Origin of the sequence: Megasphaera coli (genome assembly GCF_900095855.1) — a bacterium.
GTDB lineage: Bacteria > Bacillota > Negativicutes > Veillonellales > Megasphaeraceae > Megasphaera > Megasphaera massiliensis_A.
This window is the reverse complement of the sequence record NZ_FMIY01000002.1, coordinates 1,537,182-1,552,236: the sequence shown is the minus strand read 5'-3', so window position 1 is coordinate 1,552,236 and position 15,055 is coordinate 1,537,182. Positions and strand designations below refer to the sequence as shown.

17 protein-coding genes are annotated in these 15,055 nt (G+C 52.6%); 2 read left to right on the top strand and 15 right to left on the bottom strand.

What is annotated here, in order from left to right; translation table 11 throughout:
• Window positions 1-201: 201 nt before the first annotated feature.
• From BQ2674_RS08075 to rpmG, 15 genes are all read right to left on the bottom strand, one after another.
• Window positions 202-948 carry a TIGR03943 family putative permease subunit gene (locus BQ2674_RS08075; protein WP_075573267.1) on the bottom strand — a complete coding sequence of 249 codons (747 nt, stop codon included), beginning with the start codon at window positions 946-948 and terminating at the stop codon, window positions 202-204.
• Complete coding sequence (locus BQ2674_RS08070; protein WP_075573266.1) at window positions 945-2,489, bottom strand: permease; 1,545 nt, start codon at window positions 2,487-2,489, stop codon at window positions 945-947. Before BQ2674_RS08070 ends, BQ2674_RS08075 begins: the two co-directional genes overlap by 4 nt.
• A gap of 1 nt (window position 2,490) precedes the next feature.
• A complete protein-coding gene (locus BQ2674_RS08065; RefSeq protein WP_075573265.1) occupies window positions 2,491-3,426 on the bottom strand; it encodes a CobW family GTP-binding protein in 936 nt (311 codons plus the stop codon).
• 38 nt (window positions 3,427-3,464) lie between these two features.
• Window positions 3,465-3,953 (bottom strand): QueT transporter family protein, encoded by a 489-nt coding sequence (locus BQ2674_RS08060; RefSeq protein WP_075573404.1) that lies wholly within the window; start codon window positions 3,951-3,953, stop codon window positions 3,465-3,467.
• A gap of 88 nt (window positions 3,954-4,041) precedes the next feature.
• On the bottom strand, window positions 4,042-5,175 hold the full coding sequence (locus BQ2674_RS08055) for a type II secretion system protein GspD (RefSeq protein WP_083222326.1): 1,134 nt from the start codon (window positions 5,173-5,175) through the stop codon (window positions 4,042-4,044).
• Between the two features lie 15 nt (window positions 5,176-5,190).
• Window positions 5,191-5,778 carry a hypothetical protein gene (locus BQ2674_RS08050; protein ID WP_143696407.1) on the bottom strand — a complete coding sequence of 196 codons (588 nt, stop codon included), beginning with the start codon at window positions 5,776-5,778 and terminating at the stop codon, window positions 5,191-5,193.
• Entirely contained in the window at window positions 5,775-6,767 is a 993-nt protein-coding gene (gene galE, locus BQ2674_RS08045; protein WP_075573263.1) for a UDP-glucose 4-epimerase GalE, read from the bottom strand. The genes BQ2674_RS08050 and galE overlap by 4 nt, the downstream gene beginning before the upstream one ends.
• Before the next feature lie 4 nt (window positions 6,768-6,771).
• Window positions 6,772-8,211: a glucose-6-phosphate isomerase gene (locus tag BQ2674_RS08040; RefSeq protein ID WP_075573262.1), complete on the bottom strand. Its 1,440-nt coding sequence runs from the start codon at window positions 8,209-8,211 to the stop codon at window positions 6,772-6,774.
• A 363-nt stretch (window positions 8,212-8,574) separates the two neighbouring features.
• Window positions 8,575-8,949 carry a 50S ribosomal protein L7/L12 gene (rplL, locus tag BQ2674_RS08035; protein ID WP_075573261.1) on the bottom strand — a complete coding sequence of 125 codons (375 nt, stop codon included), beginning with the start codon at window positions 8,947-8,949 and terminating at the stop codon, window positions 8,575-8,577.
• 47 nt (window positions 8,950-8,996) lie between these two features.
• Window positions 8,997-9,545, bottom strand: a complete 549-nt coding sequence (gene rplJ, locus BQ2674_RS08030) for a 50S ribosomal protein L10 (RefSeq protein WP_075573402.1) — start codon at window positions 9,543-9,545, stop codon at window positions 8,997-8,999.
• Window positions 9,546-9,722: 177 nt separating this feature from the next.
• Complete coding sequence (gene rplA / locus BQ2674_RS08025; protein ID WP_075573260.1) at window positions 9,723-10,439, bottom strand: 50S ribosomal protein L1; 717 nt, start codon at window positions 10,437-10,439, stop codon at window positions 9,723-9,725.
• Window positions 10,440-10,501: 62 nt separating this feature from the next.
• The gene (gene rplK / locus BQ2674_RS08020) at window positions 10,502-10,927 is read right to left on the bottom strand and encodes a 50S ribosomal protein L11 (protein ID WP_075573259.1); all 426 of its coding nucleotides are present in this window, start codon (window positions 10,925-10,927) and stop codon (window positions 10,502-10,504) included.
• Window positions 10,928-11,013: 86 nt separating this feature from the next.
• Window positions 11,014-11,553: a transcription termination/antitermination protein NusG gene (gene nusG, locus BQ2674_RS08015; RefSeq protein WP_075573258.1), complete on the bottom strand. Its 540-nt coding sequence runs from the start codon at window positions 11,551-11,553 to the stop codon at window positions 11,014-11,016.
• 13 nt (window positions 11,554-11,566) lie between these two features.
• Window positions 11,567-11,803, bottom strand: coding sequence for a preprotein translocase subunit SecE (gene secE / locus BQ2674_RS08665; protein ID WP_075573257.1), 237 nt, complete (start codon window positions 11,801-11,803; stop codon window positions 11,567-11,569).
• Window positions 11,804-11,839: 36 nt separating this feature from the next.
• Window positions 11,840-11,989, bottom strand: a complete 150-nt coding sequence (gene rpmG, locus BQ2674_RS08005) for a 50S ribosomal protein L33 (protein WP_075573256.1) — start codon at window positions 11,987-11,989, stop codon at window positions 11,840-11,842.
• A gap of 320 nt (window positions 11,990-12,309) precedes the next feature.
• Here rpmG and BQ2674_RS08000 point away from each other — a divergent pair, with 320 nt between their 5' ends.
• Both BQ2674_RS08000 and guaD read left to right on the top strand, forming a co-directional pair.
• Window positions 12,310-13,539 (top strand): dicarboxylate/amino acid:cation symporter, encoded by a 1,230-nt coding sequence (locus BQ2674_RS08000; protein ID WP_075573255.1) that lies wholly within the window; start codon window positions 12,310-12,312, stop codon window positions 13,537-13,539.
• A 151-nt stretch (window positions 13,540-13,690) separates the two neighbouring features.
• Window positions 13,691-15,049, top strand: coding sequence for a guanine deaminase (gene guaD, locus BQ2674_RS07995; protein WP_075573254.1), 1,359 nt, complete (start codon window positions 13,691-13,693; stop codon window positions 15,047-15,049).
• The last annotated feature ends 6 nt before the right edge of the window (window positions 15,050-15,055 follow it).

The window sequence follows — 15,055 nt, the reverse complement described above, 5'->3', positions numbered from 1 at the left end:
TGCGCCCCACGACCTTGCACGCGATTGCGGAATCAAGGCCCGGTATTTTGCGCACCTAATTTTGATATTGGTCATCAATAGCTGTATATATAATAGCAAAATGTGTTGCTTATTTCTACTCCATTCAGTCCGTAAATAATCCATTCGGACAGCAACTTTTATAAAATTTTCTTTTTCAGGGCAAAAAAAATCCCTATTTTGTCAATAGGGATATACATATCCGTCCACCTTGCGGGCGCGCCGCACGTCTTCGACGACGAGAACCGGTCTTGCCATGCCGTGGTAGTCACCGGTCTCAAGCTTGCCCTTGACGGCAAGCCACGTAAATTCAGGGTAATGCGTATCACCCTGCACGCGGCAGGCAATGCCGAAAGGCGACATATCGTTGACACAACAGAGCATAAGGTACCGCGACGGTGTGAAGTCGTTGCCGTTCAGACTGTCGTCGTGATATGATACGAAACCCGTCATATACACTTCGTAGCCCACGTACTCTTCATTGTGCTTTGTCAGCTTGAATATGGTCTTATACCAATTTTTAGTATTTAAAATAATCCGTTTATGAGCCGTGTCGATGCCGTCACCGTCCACACTCTCAAGGTCCATGCCGAAAGGCCTGGCTTCCCCCTCGCCGTCGTCGTGCTGAGCCGCCGCCTGAAACACGACAGGCACGATGCCGAACACGGCCGGGCCTACAAGAAGCAGGGCGGCGATAAACAGACCGGCAGCGTTCGTATAGACGCGGCGATAAGACGATATGCTTTGCCGGAGGCCGACAATTCCCCAAAGGATAAAGACGACCGCCATAAATCCCAATACGGGCATCAGGAGAGGAGTAACAAAGGCCATATATCGCTGCGTCACCAGCAGACAAATATCGAGCCCGGCCAAAATAAGGAAGGCCGCTGATTCCGCTATGGAAGCACGCCCGGAAAAAGAACGCCTCATCGTAAACCGCCTCCTGTCATTAAAGCATACATTGCCGCTATAAACGCACAGATACAAAAGGTCGTTGCCGCCAATCGGTACACAAACGCCTTGGGAAAGAGCGCACGCAGCAAGAGGAAGTTTTTCAAATCCATCATAGGCCCGAACAAGAGAAAGGCGATGATACCGGCCGTCGGAATATGGGCCGAGAAGTTGCGGGCCACCATGGCATCGGCAGTCGAGCAGACGGAGAGGAAAAAGGCAATGAGCAGCATGAGCGGAATCATCAGGATCGCACTCGGCCAAATGCCGAAATCCTGTAAGAGCGTGCTGCCGTATACCTGAAAGAGAGACGACAAAAACGTACCTGCCAAGACGTACGGTGCCATGCGCAAAAATTCCCGCCTGCCGTGCAATATAAGGCGGATCACGTTATTCGTATTTCCCCCGTCAAGCGTGTCACCCGGGAACAGCGGTATTTTTCCGCCGCTTATACCGTCAAGATCCGTATAGGCGAAAAATGTCAGGGAAATAAAAAGGACCGCCGCGATCCCTCCTACGGTACGCCATAAAAATATCTCCATATTTCCGGCGAAGGCGACGTACGTCGAAACGAGGACGACCGGGTTGATGAGCGGCCCGGCAAGCATGAAGGCCAGAGCCGTCGAGACGGGAACCCGTGCGGCGACAAGGCTGCGAAAGACGGGAACGGCCGCACAGTCGCAAACTGGAAAAAGGAAAGCACCCGCCAAGGCTGCCGCCGTACCGGTAAAATGATTCTTCCGCAACGACCGCTCTAAAAAAGCCGGTGATAAAACCAGCTGCAAGAGAGATGCCGCCACAATACCGACGACGAGAAAAGGCAGCGCCTGTAAAAGCGTAGCCGTCCAGAAGGACAGGGCCAGGCGCCAGTTGCCCGTCGCCGGGTCACCGTCCGTTATGACGAAGGCATAGACCGCCGCCAAGAGGACGAGCCCTATGGTCACGGCAGTCGCGCCGATGTGCAGTGGCCGCTTGGCAATGACCTTGCTCATCTTGCCGGATACCGCTTCCTGCAAGGGCGTAACGGGAATATCCGGCCGCACGGCCCGTATGAGCTGAACCGCTTTTTTGTACTCCCCTTTGTCATGACCGGTCATGATAAAGCGGTCCGCCTGTACGAGCTGACCGTATACGGCCTCGCCCGTAGCACCCAACATATGCAGGCAAAAACGGGGTGTTGCGACAAAAAGGATTTCCTTCAGGTCGTACATTTCTCTTACGGCCTTACGGGAAAAGATTTTTTCCAACGCCGCGAAGGGCGACATGCCGTTCCATTCGATCCAAACTTCGGACGGCCGCCTTTCGCGGCCGAACTGCTCCAGCAGAAAGGCCGTCCCCTTGGCGTTTTCCGCCGTAACGGGCGGCAAGGAGAGGATTTCGCTGCAAGCTGCGGTGCACCGTCCCCGTTCTATTTGCACGACGGCGGCACCGGCAGGCCGCGTCGGTAATATACTGTTAATAAAGGTCGTCTTGCCGTTGCCTAAAAAGCCGGTGACGACGTATACGGGAATAGGCTTCATCCTAAGCCCACGCCTTCCGGACGGCTTCTTCATCCAAGGCCGTACCGATGACGGTCAGGGCGGACGGCGCCAACGTCGTAGGTACCGTCTCTATTTCTCTGCCGCTGTACTGAAGCTCTATGTAACCGCCCTCCACGGGCAAAACACCCTTTATGCGCAGCACGCAATTTCCTGCAGCCGCCAAAAAATTACGGGTCCTTTCCGTCCAGGCCACAGCAGTCCGCGGCGAGCGGGGATAGACTGTATACGCTTGAAAAATTGCAGCGGCGCCGTGGTCATGCCCGTGATCATGGTCATGGTGATGACCGCAGCTGCACCGGTCGCTGCAGGAGCAATCGTGCTTGTCAGGGCCGATACCCTGCAGGTACGCCGGCAAATCCAGGTCCTGCCACGGTTCGCAATGAACGGGGGCCGCCTTATTTTCAGCCCGCACGGCGGTGACGGTCTTTTCCGTCTCAGCCGGGCTTTCGTCGCCGTGACTGATGAAGATATGACGGCTGTGCCGAATCTGGTCGACAAAAAACTCGCCGAAGTTTTCGACATACATGTACCCCTGCCTGCCGTCGACGATTGTTATCGGTTCGGCCAAGGCAATGGCGCCGGACTTTTCCACATCTTTACAGACGGCAATGATATCCGACAACTTCGCCACGCCTGACGGCTCGATAATTATGCAGTCCGTATCGGCATTTTGCAGCACCTTGTGCAGGGACTTCTTAAAATCGCCGACAAGAGTACAGCAAATGCACCCGGATGCCAATTCTTCAAAACGGATCCCCTGCTTTTGCAAGAGAGCCGAGTCGAAACCGACTTCGCCGAAGTCATTTTCAATAACCATGACATGGCGCGAATTTTCCATCTGCGAGATCCAAGTCTGTATAAACGTCGTTTTACCGCTTCCTAAAAAGCCGGAAACAATATATACGGGAATAGCCATAAATACACCTCCAAAAGGGAATCGCCTCCGCCGTCCGCCTACTTGCGAGGCTCTATATACTGCCGGATGACATCGTTGCGTCTTAATACGGAGTATAAAATCACGCCCAAGACCGTGACGGACAAGAGCTCGCCGGCACCGATGTAAAGGGCCGTCGGCACCAGCGCTTCGGCCGGAATAATATCAAGGCCGAAGAGTTCCAACCCGATGACGGCACCGTTCACGACAACCGGAACGAGCGAAGCCAAGCAGAGGTTTCTGCAACGGGACATGATATATACGGACAGGGCCGTCGCGGCCGTGCCGACGAAAATATCGGCAACACCCAGAGGGCTGCCGAAGTTGGCAATAAAACAGCCCGATATGAGGCCCGGCACATACCGTCTGCTGCCAAAGGCGAGAAGCGTCATACATTCGGACAGGCGCACCTGTACGGGACCATAGCTGACGGGCGCAAGGCCTATCGTAAGCGCCGCGTAGAGGGCTGCAACGGCGGCGTTCAACATAAGCAGGCGTGTTTGAGACATTATAATAACGACCTCTCCATAAAAATACAAAATCGCGATTATTGTCATTGTACCACGCCTGCGGTCAGTCTGTCATATGAAGTTGGATTCACATATCGGCCCCCGTCATGAAAGGAGAAGGTAAAACAGCCGATTTAATGATGATGACCACTTCCGTTTCCTTCCTGGAACGATACCGGCTTTGGAAGAGTTTGCCTAAAATGGGAATGTCACCGAGAATCGGTATTTTACGGAAGTTCTCCACTTCTTCCTTGCCGATAAGTCCGCCGATGACCAGCGATTCATTCGCCTTTACGCGCACTTCCGTGTCTACTTGGCGCGTGGCGATGCTGTAGGCCTTGAGGTCACGTACGTACACGGGCATACTCACTTCACCGTGAATCTTCGCCGTCACCGTCCCGTCCCGGTGAATACGCGGCGTGTACTGCAACAGGATACCTGCATCTTTGTATTCCGTCGTCGACGTCCGCTCGCCGCCGGACACGTGCTCCGTTACGACAGGGATCTTATCGCCGATAAAGATGCGCGCTTCCTGCCCGTTCTTGGCGACAATGTGGGGCCGTGCCAGCACATCGGCCTTGCCCGTCGAAAGAAAGGCATGAATCTGCGCCTCCGCATAAGGCAAATGCGTACGGCCGACACCGCCTTCTATACCCGACCAGGACCAGTCGATGCCCAATTCCTTTACGGCTTCTTTGTTGAGAGAAAGGATCTCCACTTCCACATCGACCTGCCCGGCCGGTTTATCCAATTCGCCTATAAGCCGCTTTGCCGCTTCCACATCGCGCCGCGTGCCGCTTACGACGACGGCATTTCCCTCACTGTAGACCTTTACCTTTTCCGCAGACAGGCGGGACGTCAGGGCCGCACCGATTTCATCGGGCCCGGCATAGGCGAGAACACATGAATACGATGTCTGCGCGCCGTCATCTTTTACAGCACCGCTGATGACGCGAATGCCGCCGTGCTCTTCAACGAAGAGGTTCTGATTGTCCACGACCGCCTGTAATGCTTCTTCCACCGACACGTCATGAAGGTGCATCGTCAAGTTCCCCGTCACGGTCTCGTTGACGACAAGGTTCATGTTGTTGCTCCGCGCCAATCCTTCCAGGACGGTTCGCGTCGGCACTTCATGTACATCGATTTGCAAATTTCCCGCGGCACAGGCCGTGCCGCCGTAAACGGCCAGCAGCGCTGCCGCCGTGAATATGCGTATATTCATAACGCCCGTTTCTCCTTATCCCCGAATTTCCCAAGCCTGCCCGTCTTTCTCCAGAACAACGGAAAACGCGGCAATATACGAAATATAAAAACCGCCGAAATACTCGCCCTGTACGCAGGCTTTCGACTCATTTCCCAAGGCCAGGATGACTACCGTCGCCGCACCGTTCTGCACACGACCGCACACTTGCGGAAACTGCATGACGGCCGGCTGTTTTCCGACAGATTCATTTTCGTCCTTATCGCCGGATGAAGCCTTTCCGTTTTCCGGCGTCCCCGCTTCCGCCCTCTTCGGCATGGCGGAAGCAAACAAATCCGGAAGAGGATGCCGCTTGCGGGCCGCCGCCGTCCCGAAAAGCAATGTTCCTTCCCGGCCGTCTTCACCGTTTTGCTGCGCCGTCGCCGTAAAAGAGGGAGAAGACGCATGTTCCGTCTGCGTCTTCTCCCTCGAGTCTGCCTGCATTTCCGTCGGATTGCCGTCCCACAAAAAACCGACACCTCCTAAAACAAGGAGGATAACTCCGTAAGGGAGCACCGTTCTTACGTGGTGAATCGACAGATTCCGTACTGACTGCGCAACATATATTATTTTATCTTTCATCATCTGTCCTCGTAACCGCGCGGATGTGTTTCATACCAGCGCAGGGCGTGGATCATAATCGTTTCAGGGTCACTGTACTGCGGCTGCCACCGTGTCGCCTCGCGGATACGCTCGGATGAGGCGACGAGTACTGCCGGATCGCCAGGCCGCCGCGACGCTTCTATGACCGTAAACTCACGGCCCGTCACCTTACGGGCCGCCTCAATCATTTCCCGCACGGAGAATCCCCGCTGCGAACCGAGATTAAAGGCCCGCAGCTTGCCGCCGTCGGCCAAATACTGCAGGACACGGCAATGTGCGTCGGCCAGGTCGACGACGTGAATGTAGTCGCGAATGCACGTGCCGTCGGCCGTCGGATAGTTCGTCCCGTAAATACTGATGTGGTCACGCAGGCCCAAGGCGGTCTGCAGGATAAGCGGAATTAAATGCGTTTCCGGCTCGTGGTCTTCACCGCACGAGCCGTCGGGCATGGCACCGGCAGCGTTAAAGTAGCGCAAGGCCGCATATTTTAAGCCATAGGCCCGTTCAAACTGCTTGAGCATGCATTCGATCATGAGCTTCGTCTGGCCGTACACGTTGATGGGCTTATACGGTACGTCTTCCGTAATAGGCGTAATATCGGTCTCACCGTAAACGGCAGCGGTCGACGAAAAGACAAAATACGGTACGGCAGCGCGCCGCCCCGCTTCCAACAGTGACCACGAACCGACAACGTTGTTGTCGTAATAAACGGTCGGATTTTCCATGGACTCGCCTACACAGCTGTGTGCGGCGAAGTGGAGAATCCCTTCAATGCGCCGTTCCGTAAGAAGACGCTGTACGAGTTCGACATTGCGAATATCCGCAATGCACAAAGCGGCTTCTGCCGGAACGGCATCACGATGGCCGCGTGAAAGGTTGTCAAGAACCGTAACCTCATGGCCCTGAGCCAAGAGGGCGCGCACCGTATGGCTGCCGATGTAGCCGGCACCGCCCGTTACCAAGACGTTCATCACATCACCTCGTTTGTAATGCCTTTAAGCTTGCACGCAAATGTCGTTTATAAATTTCCACGCCCGGCTGGTCAAAAGCGTCCACGTCGGCGAGTTCTCCCTCATAGGCGACGGAAAGGCAGAGAAGATACATGAGCTCACCCAAGTGAAAGGCGTTCAACTCGGGTAAAATATAATTCGCCGACGGCCTGTTGTCTTCGGCCAGGGCCGCCGCGTTGGCGCGGCATGCTTCGCTCATAATCCGGCTGAGCGGTACGCCGCTCAGCATATCAAGGCCGGCATGCCGGTTATATGTCTCGGGGACGATTAAGTCGTCTTGCCAGTCTCCGAGCGATACGAACTGAATAATCTTATCCTGCGGCCCTTCCTGGTGTTCCTGTGTCTGGGCATGCATATCCGTCGTCCCTACGGCAGCCACAGGCGTGCGGCCATAGTTTACGACCTGTCCGTTCCGGTCAAGGCGCTTGCCGAGCGATTCGGCCAGAAGCTGCACATACCATTCGGACAGAGATTTCAGGCAGTCCGCGTAGGGCATGAATACCTCTATGCTTCGGCCGTGATTCTTGGCGGCCAAATACTTCAAGGCACCGTTCAACAGGGCCGGATTTTCCGTGATATCATCACTGCGGCAGGCTTTGTCCATGGCCCGTGCGCCGTCCAGGAAGCTGCGCAGAGAAAAGCCCGTCAAGGCCCCGGTCAGAAGGCCCGCCTCCGAAAAGACGCTGAACCGGCCGCCCACGCCGTCGGGAATGAAGAACACGGGCCAATTCGCCTCTCTTGCCAAACGGTGCAGCAGCGTTTCATCTGCACCGCCGGCAGGACTCGTGACGGCAACGGTCTCCGTCGCAATAGCGCTGCGCTGCAGTTCGGCCTCCATAATTATATATCCCGCCATGGGCTCAATGGTCGTGCCCGACTTGGAGATGACGACGTGCATGACGCGATATTCGTCTTTTTGCGCCGCCTCGGCTCGGAAGAACCGCAATAATTCACTGAGCGAGCGGGGATCGGCATTGTTGCCGACAAAAAATATTTTCGGCCGCCCGTGCCGCTCCGCCTCGGGCAGGAGATTCCACAATGTACCGCAGTGAGCATCAAAGAGAACTTTACCGCCCAAATAAGAGCCGCCGACACCGTAAAGAATGACCGCATCTACGCGGCCGCGCGCCTTTTCGGCAAAAGCTTCCATATAGGCCAGCCGTTCAGGCGTATTGAGGCCGCGGTCTCTAACATAGGGCAATCTATAAAAAAGGACCTTTTCAGGAGCACCGTCCTTGGACACATGTACCTTCGCCTCGCCGGATTCCCGCATGGCGCAAATCGCCGCATGAGCTTGTCTCAGTTGCGGCGAGAAGACCGCCATTTCTTCAGCCGTAACACATATTTTGCCATATACGTTGGCAGCGTCAAAAACAAACCCCGACGCCAGGGAAATTTGTATCATACCGGTAGAACTCCTCTCGCGGAGAAAACAAGCGTATATATTCCTAAAAACATTTCTCTTTATACATGATTTTATTATATTCATTGTAGACAAATTCGCGGGTCTTGGCAATAACACGTTCATACGGATTGCGAAGAAGTCGGGAAGTTTTATAGCGTCTGCGGCATATATAATACGCAAATAAAGCAGGCTTCGCCACTCGCCGAAGCCTGCTTTATAATTCAGAAAAAATTAATATATAAACGTTTATTCATACAATTTTAAAGCTCCTCCGTCCGCCTACACACTCGGCTTATTATCGCTATGAATAGTAAAAAAAACTCCCCGGGCCGTAAAAACCGGGGAGTTCTCCGAAAAAGAAGCTTATTTCAATTCTACCGTTGCGCCGGCTTCTTCCAATTTAGCTTTCATTTCGTCGGCAGCTGCCTTGGCAACGCCTTCTTTTACGGTGCCGGGAGCGCCGTCAACCAAAGCTTTGGCTTCTTTCAAGCCAAGGCCCGTAATTTCACGGACAACCTTGATAACGTTGATCTTCTTGTCGCCTGCAGATGCCAAAACAACATCGAATTCGGATTTTTCTTCACCGCCGGCCGCTGCGCCGCCTGCTGCGGGAGCTGCTGCAACTGCTACGGGAGCTGCTGCGGATACGCCGAATTTTTCTTCCATATCTTTAACGAGTTCGGAAAGTTCCAATACGGTCATTCCTTCAATGGCTTGTAAAATTTCTTCTTTTGTCATTTTAAATTCCCTCCGTCATATAAGTGTTGATAAAAGTAATTTTAAAATTAAGCGCTTTCCTGTTCGGCTTTCTTAGCGCGAACGGCTTCAAGAGCATAGACGACATTGCGAATATTGCCCTGAAGAACGTTGACCAAACCGGAAACGGGAGCCTGCATACTGCCGAGCAATTTGGCAATAAGCTCTTCCCGGCTCGGCAAATCGGCCAATGCGTTGACCGCTGCGGCATCAATAACCTGGCCGTCAACGATACCGGCTTTGACTGTGAGTGCTTCGGTCTTCGTTTCTTTAATGAACGCCTTGAGAATCTTGGCGGGCGCTACGGCATCTTCCGTAGAAACGGCGATGGCCGTCGGGCCTTCCAAATGTGCATTCAAATCATCGTAACCGAGTTCATCGGCAGCAATACGGGTCAACGTATTTTTGATGACCTTGTATTCTACACCGCCTTCACGGAACTTGCGGCGCAGCTTCGTCGCGTCGGCAACATTAAGGCCGGTAAAGCCTACGAGAACGGCACCCTTGGCCGATTCCAACTTTTCTTTCATTTCCGCAACGACAGCGGCTTTCGCCGGCGATACGCCATGTTTGGGCATAGACATCAGACACACCTCCTTGCAAGTAATTTTTATATCATCTTAGCAATAAAAACGGCCTCCTATGCAACCGCATGTGAGGCCGAATCGAGGTCAACAGAATGAACCCGTTTCATAGCCTCAGAGGGCGGACTTGCGTCCATTATACATACCTTCAGTCTACAGCTAAGAGAGATATTATTTTTCTTCCGCTTTTACAGCGTCTTTAATGCTGAACTGGTTAATGCGAATGCCCGGGCTCATAGTGGAGCTGACCGTAATCGATTTGATGTACTGGCCTTTCGCACCGGACGGTTTCACCTTAATAAGCGTATCTACAAGGGTCGTCAAATTTTCGACGAGCTTGTTCGCATCAAAAGATTTTTTGCCGATAGGGGAATGAATATTGCCGGCTTTATCCGTACGATATTCAACCTTGCCGGCCTTGCTTTCGCTTACGGCACGGGCAACGTCCATCGTTACGGTGCCGACCTTCGGGTTGGGCATGAGGCCTTTAGGCCCGAGCACTTTGCCGAGGCGGCCTACTTTACCCATCATATCGGGAGTTGCAACCGCTACGTCGAAGTCGAGCCAACCGCCCTTGATCTTTTCTACCAAATCGTCACCGCCGACGAAATCGGCACCTGCCTCCAAGGCTTCTTTCTCCTTTTCGCCCTGTGCAAAGACGAGAACTCGCTTTGTTTTACCGATGCCGTGCGGCAATACTAACGCACCGCGCACCTGCTGATCCGCATATTTCGGATCAACGTTAAGATTGACAGCCAATTCAACGGTTTCATCAAATTGGGCCGTATCCAGTTTTTTCAAGATATCAATTGCCTCAGCCGCATCATACAATTTTGCCTGATCGAAAGCTTTCACGGCTTCGGCATATTTCTTGCCTGCTTTTGCCATCTTACTTGTTTCCTCCTTTTGTGGTCTACGGAGAATATCCCCTTCCACGGCATCCCGTCGTCTCAGTCGACGATATCGATGCCCATGCTGCGAGCAGTTCCTTCAATCATCTTCATAGCCTGTTCAACGTCGTTGGCGTTGAGGTCGGGCATCTTCGTTTCGGCGATTTCCCGCACCTTATCGCGGCCGAGTTTGGCAACCTTTTTCTTATTCGGTTCGCCCGAAGCTTTATCCAGGCCTGCCGCTTTTTTCAGAAGCACTGCCGCCGGCGGAGTCTTGGTAATAAAGGTAAAGGATCTGTCATCGTATACGGTAATTTCAACAGGAATGATGTAACCGGCCTGTTTTGCCGTACGTTCGTTAAATTCTTTGACAAAAGCCATAATATTGACGCCGGCCTGGCCTAATGCAGGGCCGATAGGAGGCGCCGGAGTTGCCTTCCCTGCTTCACACTGAAGCTTTACCATTTTTGCCACTTTTTTTGCCATGGTGTTACACACCTCCTTACGTTACAAGATGTGGTTCGACGGAGCTCCGCTCCTCCCACTCGCGGCGTAAACCGCATTAGAAGTATTTATTTCAGACTGCTCTCTATTTGAGAGTAGTCGACTTCTACAGTCGTTTCGCGGCCGAACATGTCGATAAGGCCCTTTAAGGTGCCCTTTTCGCTGTTGACCTCTGTAATGGTAGCATAAAAATTTTCAAAAGGTCCCGACGTAATGCGGACCTGTTCGCCGATTTCCACGGTAATTTGAGGCTTTACTTCCTTTTCTATGCCTTGCGACCTCAAGATGCGTTTGACTTCATCGGGATCCAAAGGAACCGGTTTCGTCGCCGAACCTACAAAGCCGGTTACGCCCGGCGTATTGCGGACGACGTACCAGGAGCGATCGTTGACATCCATTTCGACAAAGACGTAGCCCGGAAAAATTTTACGTCTTACCGTACGCTTTTGGCCGCCTTTGATATCAATTTCATCTTCTTCAGGAACGAGAATGCGGGTAATCACATTTTCCAGGCCCATTGATTTGACCTTACGCTCCAAGTTGTCTTTGACCTTCTTTTCATACCCGGAATACGTATGAATGACATACCAACTTTTTTCAGATTCCATCAGGCTCAGCCTCCTAACCGATTACGCTGCGAAGCAATTGAAACAATTGCGCGAATACGGCATCCGATACGGCAATAATCGCCATGACGACCACTGTTGCCACAATAACCATAATCGTATAACTGAGCAATTCTCTCCGCGTCGGCCAGATGACCTTTTTCATTTCCGTTTTGACGCCTTGCAGAAATCGGCCCGACTCTTTTTTTCTCTTATTTTTTTGTGCTGCTTTTTGTGCCGCCGAAAGTGACATATACCCTCTCACGTTTCAAAAATGTAAGCCCGAAAGCTACTTCGTTTCTTTATGTAATGTTTCTTTCTTGCAGAACGAACAATATTTCTTCAATTCCAAGCGATCGGGATTGTTTTTCTTATTTTTATTCGTGCGATAATTACGATTCTTGCATTCCGTGCACGCCATGGTAATAGCTGTACGCATTCCTTACACCTCACTTCACAAGAGTAGTCAAAAACCTGCTTTTTGCGCAAGACTGCTTATATAACTTACCACAAAAAGCGGTCCGGCGTCAAGAAAAAGGGAACAACTAAAAAGGCTAGGCGTCCCGGACGCCTAACTCGGTTTATCTTATTACAGAACGGCACACCTGTCAATGCGATTTTTTCACAAAAAGAGAATTCTTCAACCTGCCCGTGAATCAAAATCCGCATTTGACAAGTGAACTTAAAATGCTTAGACTAATCAGTGTAATACAAAAATACATTTGTATTTTTGAATAGGACATCAAAGGAGTTGTTTTTATGAATTTTCGTTCCGGCCTGCTGACCAAGCTGCTCTTAGGCATCGTCGGCGGCATTGTTTTAGGTTCGCTCGGTTCATGGCTCGGTTTTCACGACGCGCCGGCATATGAAGGGATGATTCGCCTTTTTTCGACATTTACATCTTTATTCAGCACTTTTCTTTCCTTCATCATACCTCTCCTCATAGTCGCTTTCGTCGCTGTCGGTATGGCCGATCTGGGCAAACAGGCGAACAAACTCTTCGGCATTACGATTTTTCTTGCTTATGCGTCAACTATCCTGGCCGGTTACATTTCCTACTTCTTCGGCATTGCCGTCCTGCCCAACTTTATCCAATCCTTTTCGGGTTCCATTGCCGACGTAAATCCGTATGACCCGTTCCTGGTCATCAAAGTAGCCCCCGTTTTTGACGTCATGACGGGACTCATGCTCGCCTTTATCCTCGGTATCGGCATGGCGAACCTGAAAATCGGCAGAGCCGGCAAGCTGCTTGAAGTACTGCGTGAAATGCGCGACATCATTACGAAGACTTTGACGAAAATCATCATTCCCCTCATTCCCATTTATGTAGGCTGCCTCTTCTGCAAGCTCGCGGCACAGGGTAAAATTGTGGCTACAGCCAAAATCTTCATTTCACTCTATGTCTGCATTCTCCTCTTGCAAGTTCTCTACATCGCTTTGCAGTTCGCCATTTCCGGTGCTGTTTGCAGAAAGAATAATTTCCGCTATATTCCGCGCATTTTACCGGCCTACTTCACGGCTGTCGGTACCCAGTCTTCGGCCTCCACCATCCCGGTCAACTTGAAATGTGCCCGCAACAGCAATATCTCCGAAGACGTTACAAACTTCTGCATTCCTTTATGCGCCACCATCCACCTGGCAGGTGATACAATTTGCCTTGTCCTCGGTACGATGGGTATCATGATGGCCATGGGTATGGATGTCAGCCTTTCTCTCTTTACACCGTATATTTTCATGCTCGGCATCACCATGGTCGCCGCTCCCGGCGTCCCCGGCGGCGGTGTCATGGCGGCGCTCGGCATCATCACCTCCATGCTCGGCTTCACGGAACCCATGCAGCAGCTCATTATTTCTCTCCACTTCTCACAGGACAGCTTCGGCACGGCGACGAATGTAACGGGCGACCAGGCCCTGGCCATGATTATCGACAAGGTCAGCGGCAACGCCGACACCGCTCCTGCCGGTGCGGAGGGTGCGGAACTGGAATAAATCCCTTCTCAATAAAGACAATATAAAACGGCTCCGCCTCTTTTTAAGCGGAGCCGTTTTATTATTTTATTCTTTCCTAACGCCATAAAAAGTACTATACTATTACTATTATTTTTACATATCCTTATAAAATGAAAAGCAGGTTTTTCTCATGCCCTATAGATATGTTATTAAGGGAACGGGTTTTTACAGCAAGTCGCCCGATTCCTTTGCCGTACTGGAGAACCATCTCTTCTGCGTCGATAACGACGGCACCTTGGCAACCTGTATTGCCCCCGGCACCGCGGCATACGAAGAAACGAGAGACACTGCCAAAACCGACGGCAGCCTCATCGTGCTGAAGGAGGGACAGTTTCTCCTGCCCGGCTTCGTGGACACACACGTTCACGCACCGCAGTGGGCGCAAACGGGCAAGGCTCTCGACGCAAAACTGCCCGTCTGGCTGAACAAATACACCTTTCCCTTGGAAGCAGCTTACGCGGACCTCGACTTTGCCGAGACGGTCTACAGGGATTTGGTGCAAACACTTCTTGCCAACGGCACAACAACGGCCCAATACTTCGGCTCCGTCCACCTGGAGCCGAACAAACTCCTTGCCGACCTTTGCGCGGATGCCGGGCAGCGGGCCTTTGTAGGCAAGGTCGTCATGGACCTGCCCGCTCAATGTCCGGATTACTGCCGCGACAAATCGGCCGAACAGGCTCTCGCGGATACGGAAGCCTTTCTCCGCTATACGGCGGACATAAACAAGCAAACCGTCCAGGACATTGTCGGTGTTGTTACACCCCGCTTCATTCCGGCCTGCAGTGACGACGCCCTCTACGGCCTCGGTGAGCTTGCCGTGAAATACGACGCACCCGTTCAGTCCCACTGCTCCGAAAGCGACTGGGAGCACGATCATGTACTTGTCCGTACGGGCCTCAGTGATACGAAAGCCCATCTTCGCTACGGGCTCCTCACAAAGCGTACTGTCCTGGCCCACTCGGTCCATCTCAGCGACGACGATGCCGAATTGTATCGCAAGCACGGCGCATCCATCGCCCACAGCCCTTTATCGAACGCCTTCTTTGCCGGCGCCGTTTGCCCCGTCAAGAAGCGTCTTGACCAAGGTGTCCGCATCTCTCTGGCAACAGACCTCTCCGCCGGCTACACGCCATCCATGTTCGACGCCATGCGGCAGGCAATCGTGTCATCGCGTATCCTGGCAAGCGGCACGGATTACCGGCTGCCCGCAGAAAGACGCGGCGTATCGGACAGCGACCTTGATTTCAGGCAGGCCTTTTACATGGCAACCGTCGGCGGCGCCGAAGCGCTCCGCATTCGAAGCGGCAAGCTGGAAACAGGGTACAATTTCGACGCTTTTATTTTTGATTTCAACGCGCTGCAGAGCAACAGCCGTTACTACGAATTCGACAACCTCGCCGACGTACTGCAGAAAATAGTACTCACCGGGCAGCGACAAAATATTGCGGCCCTGTGGATACAGGGAAATGCCGTTTCACTTCATTAGGAGGAC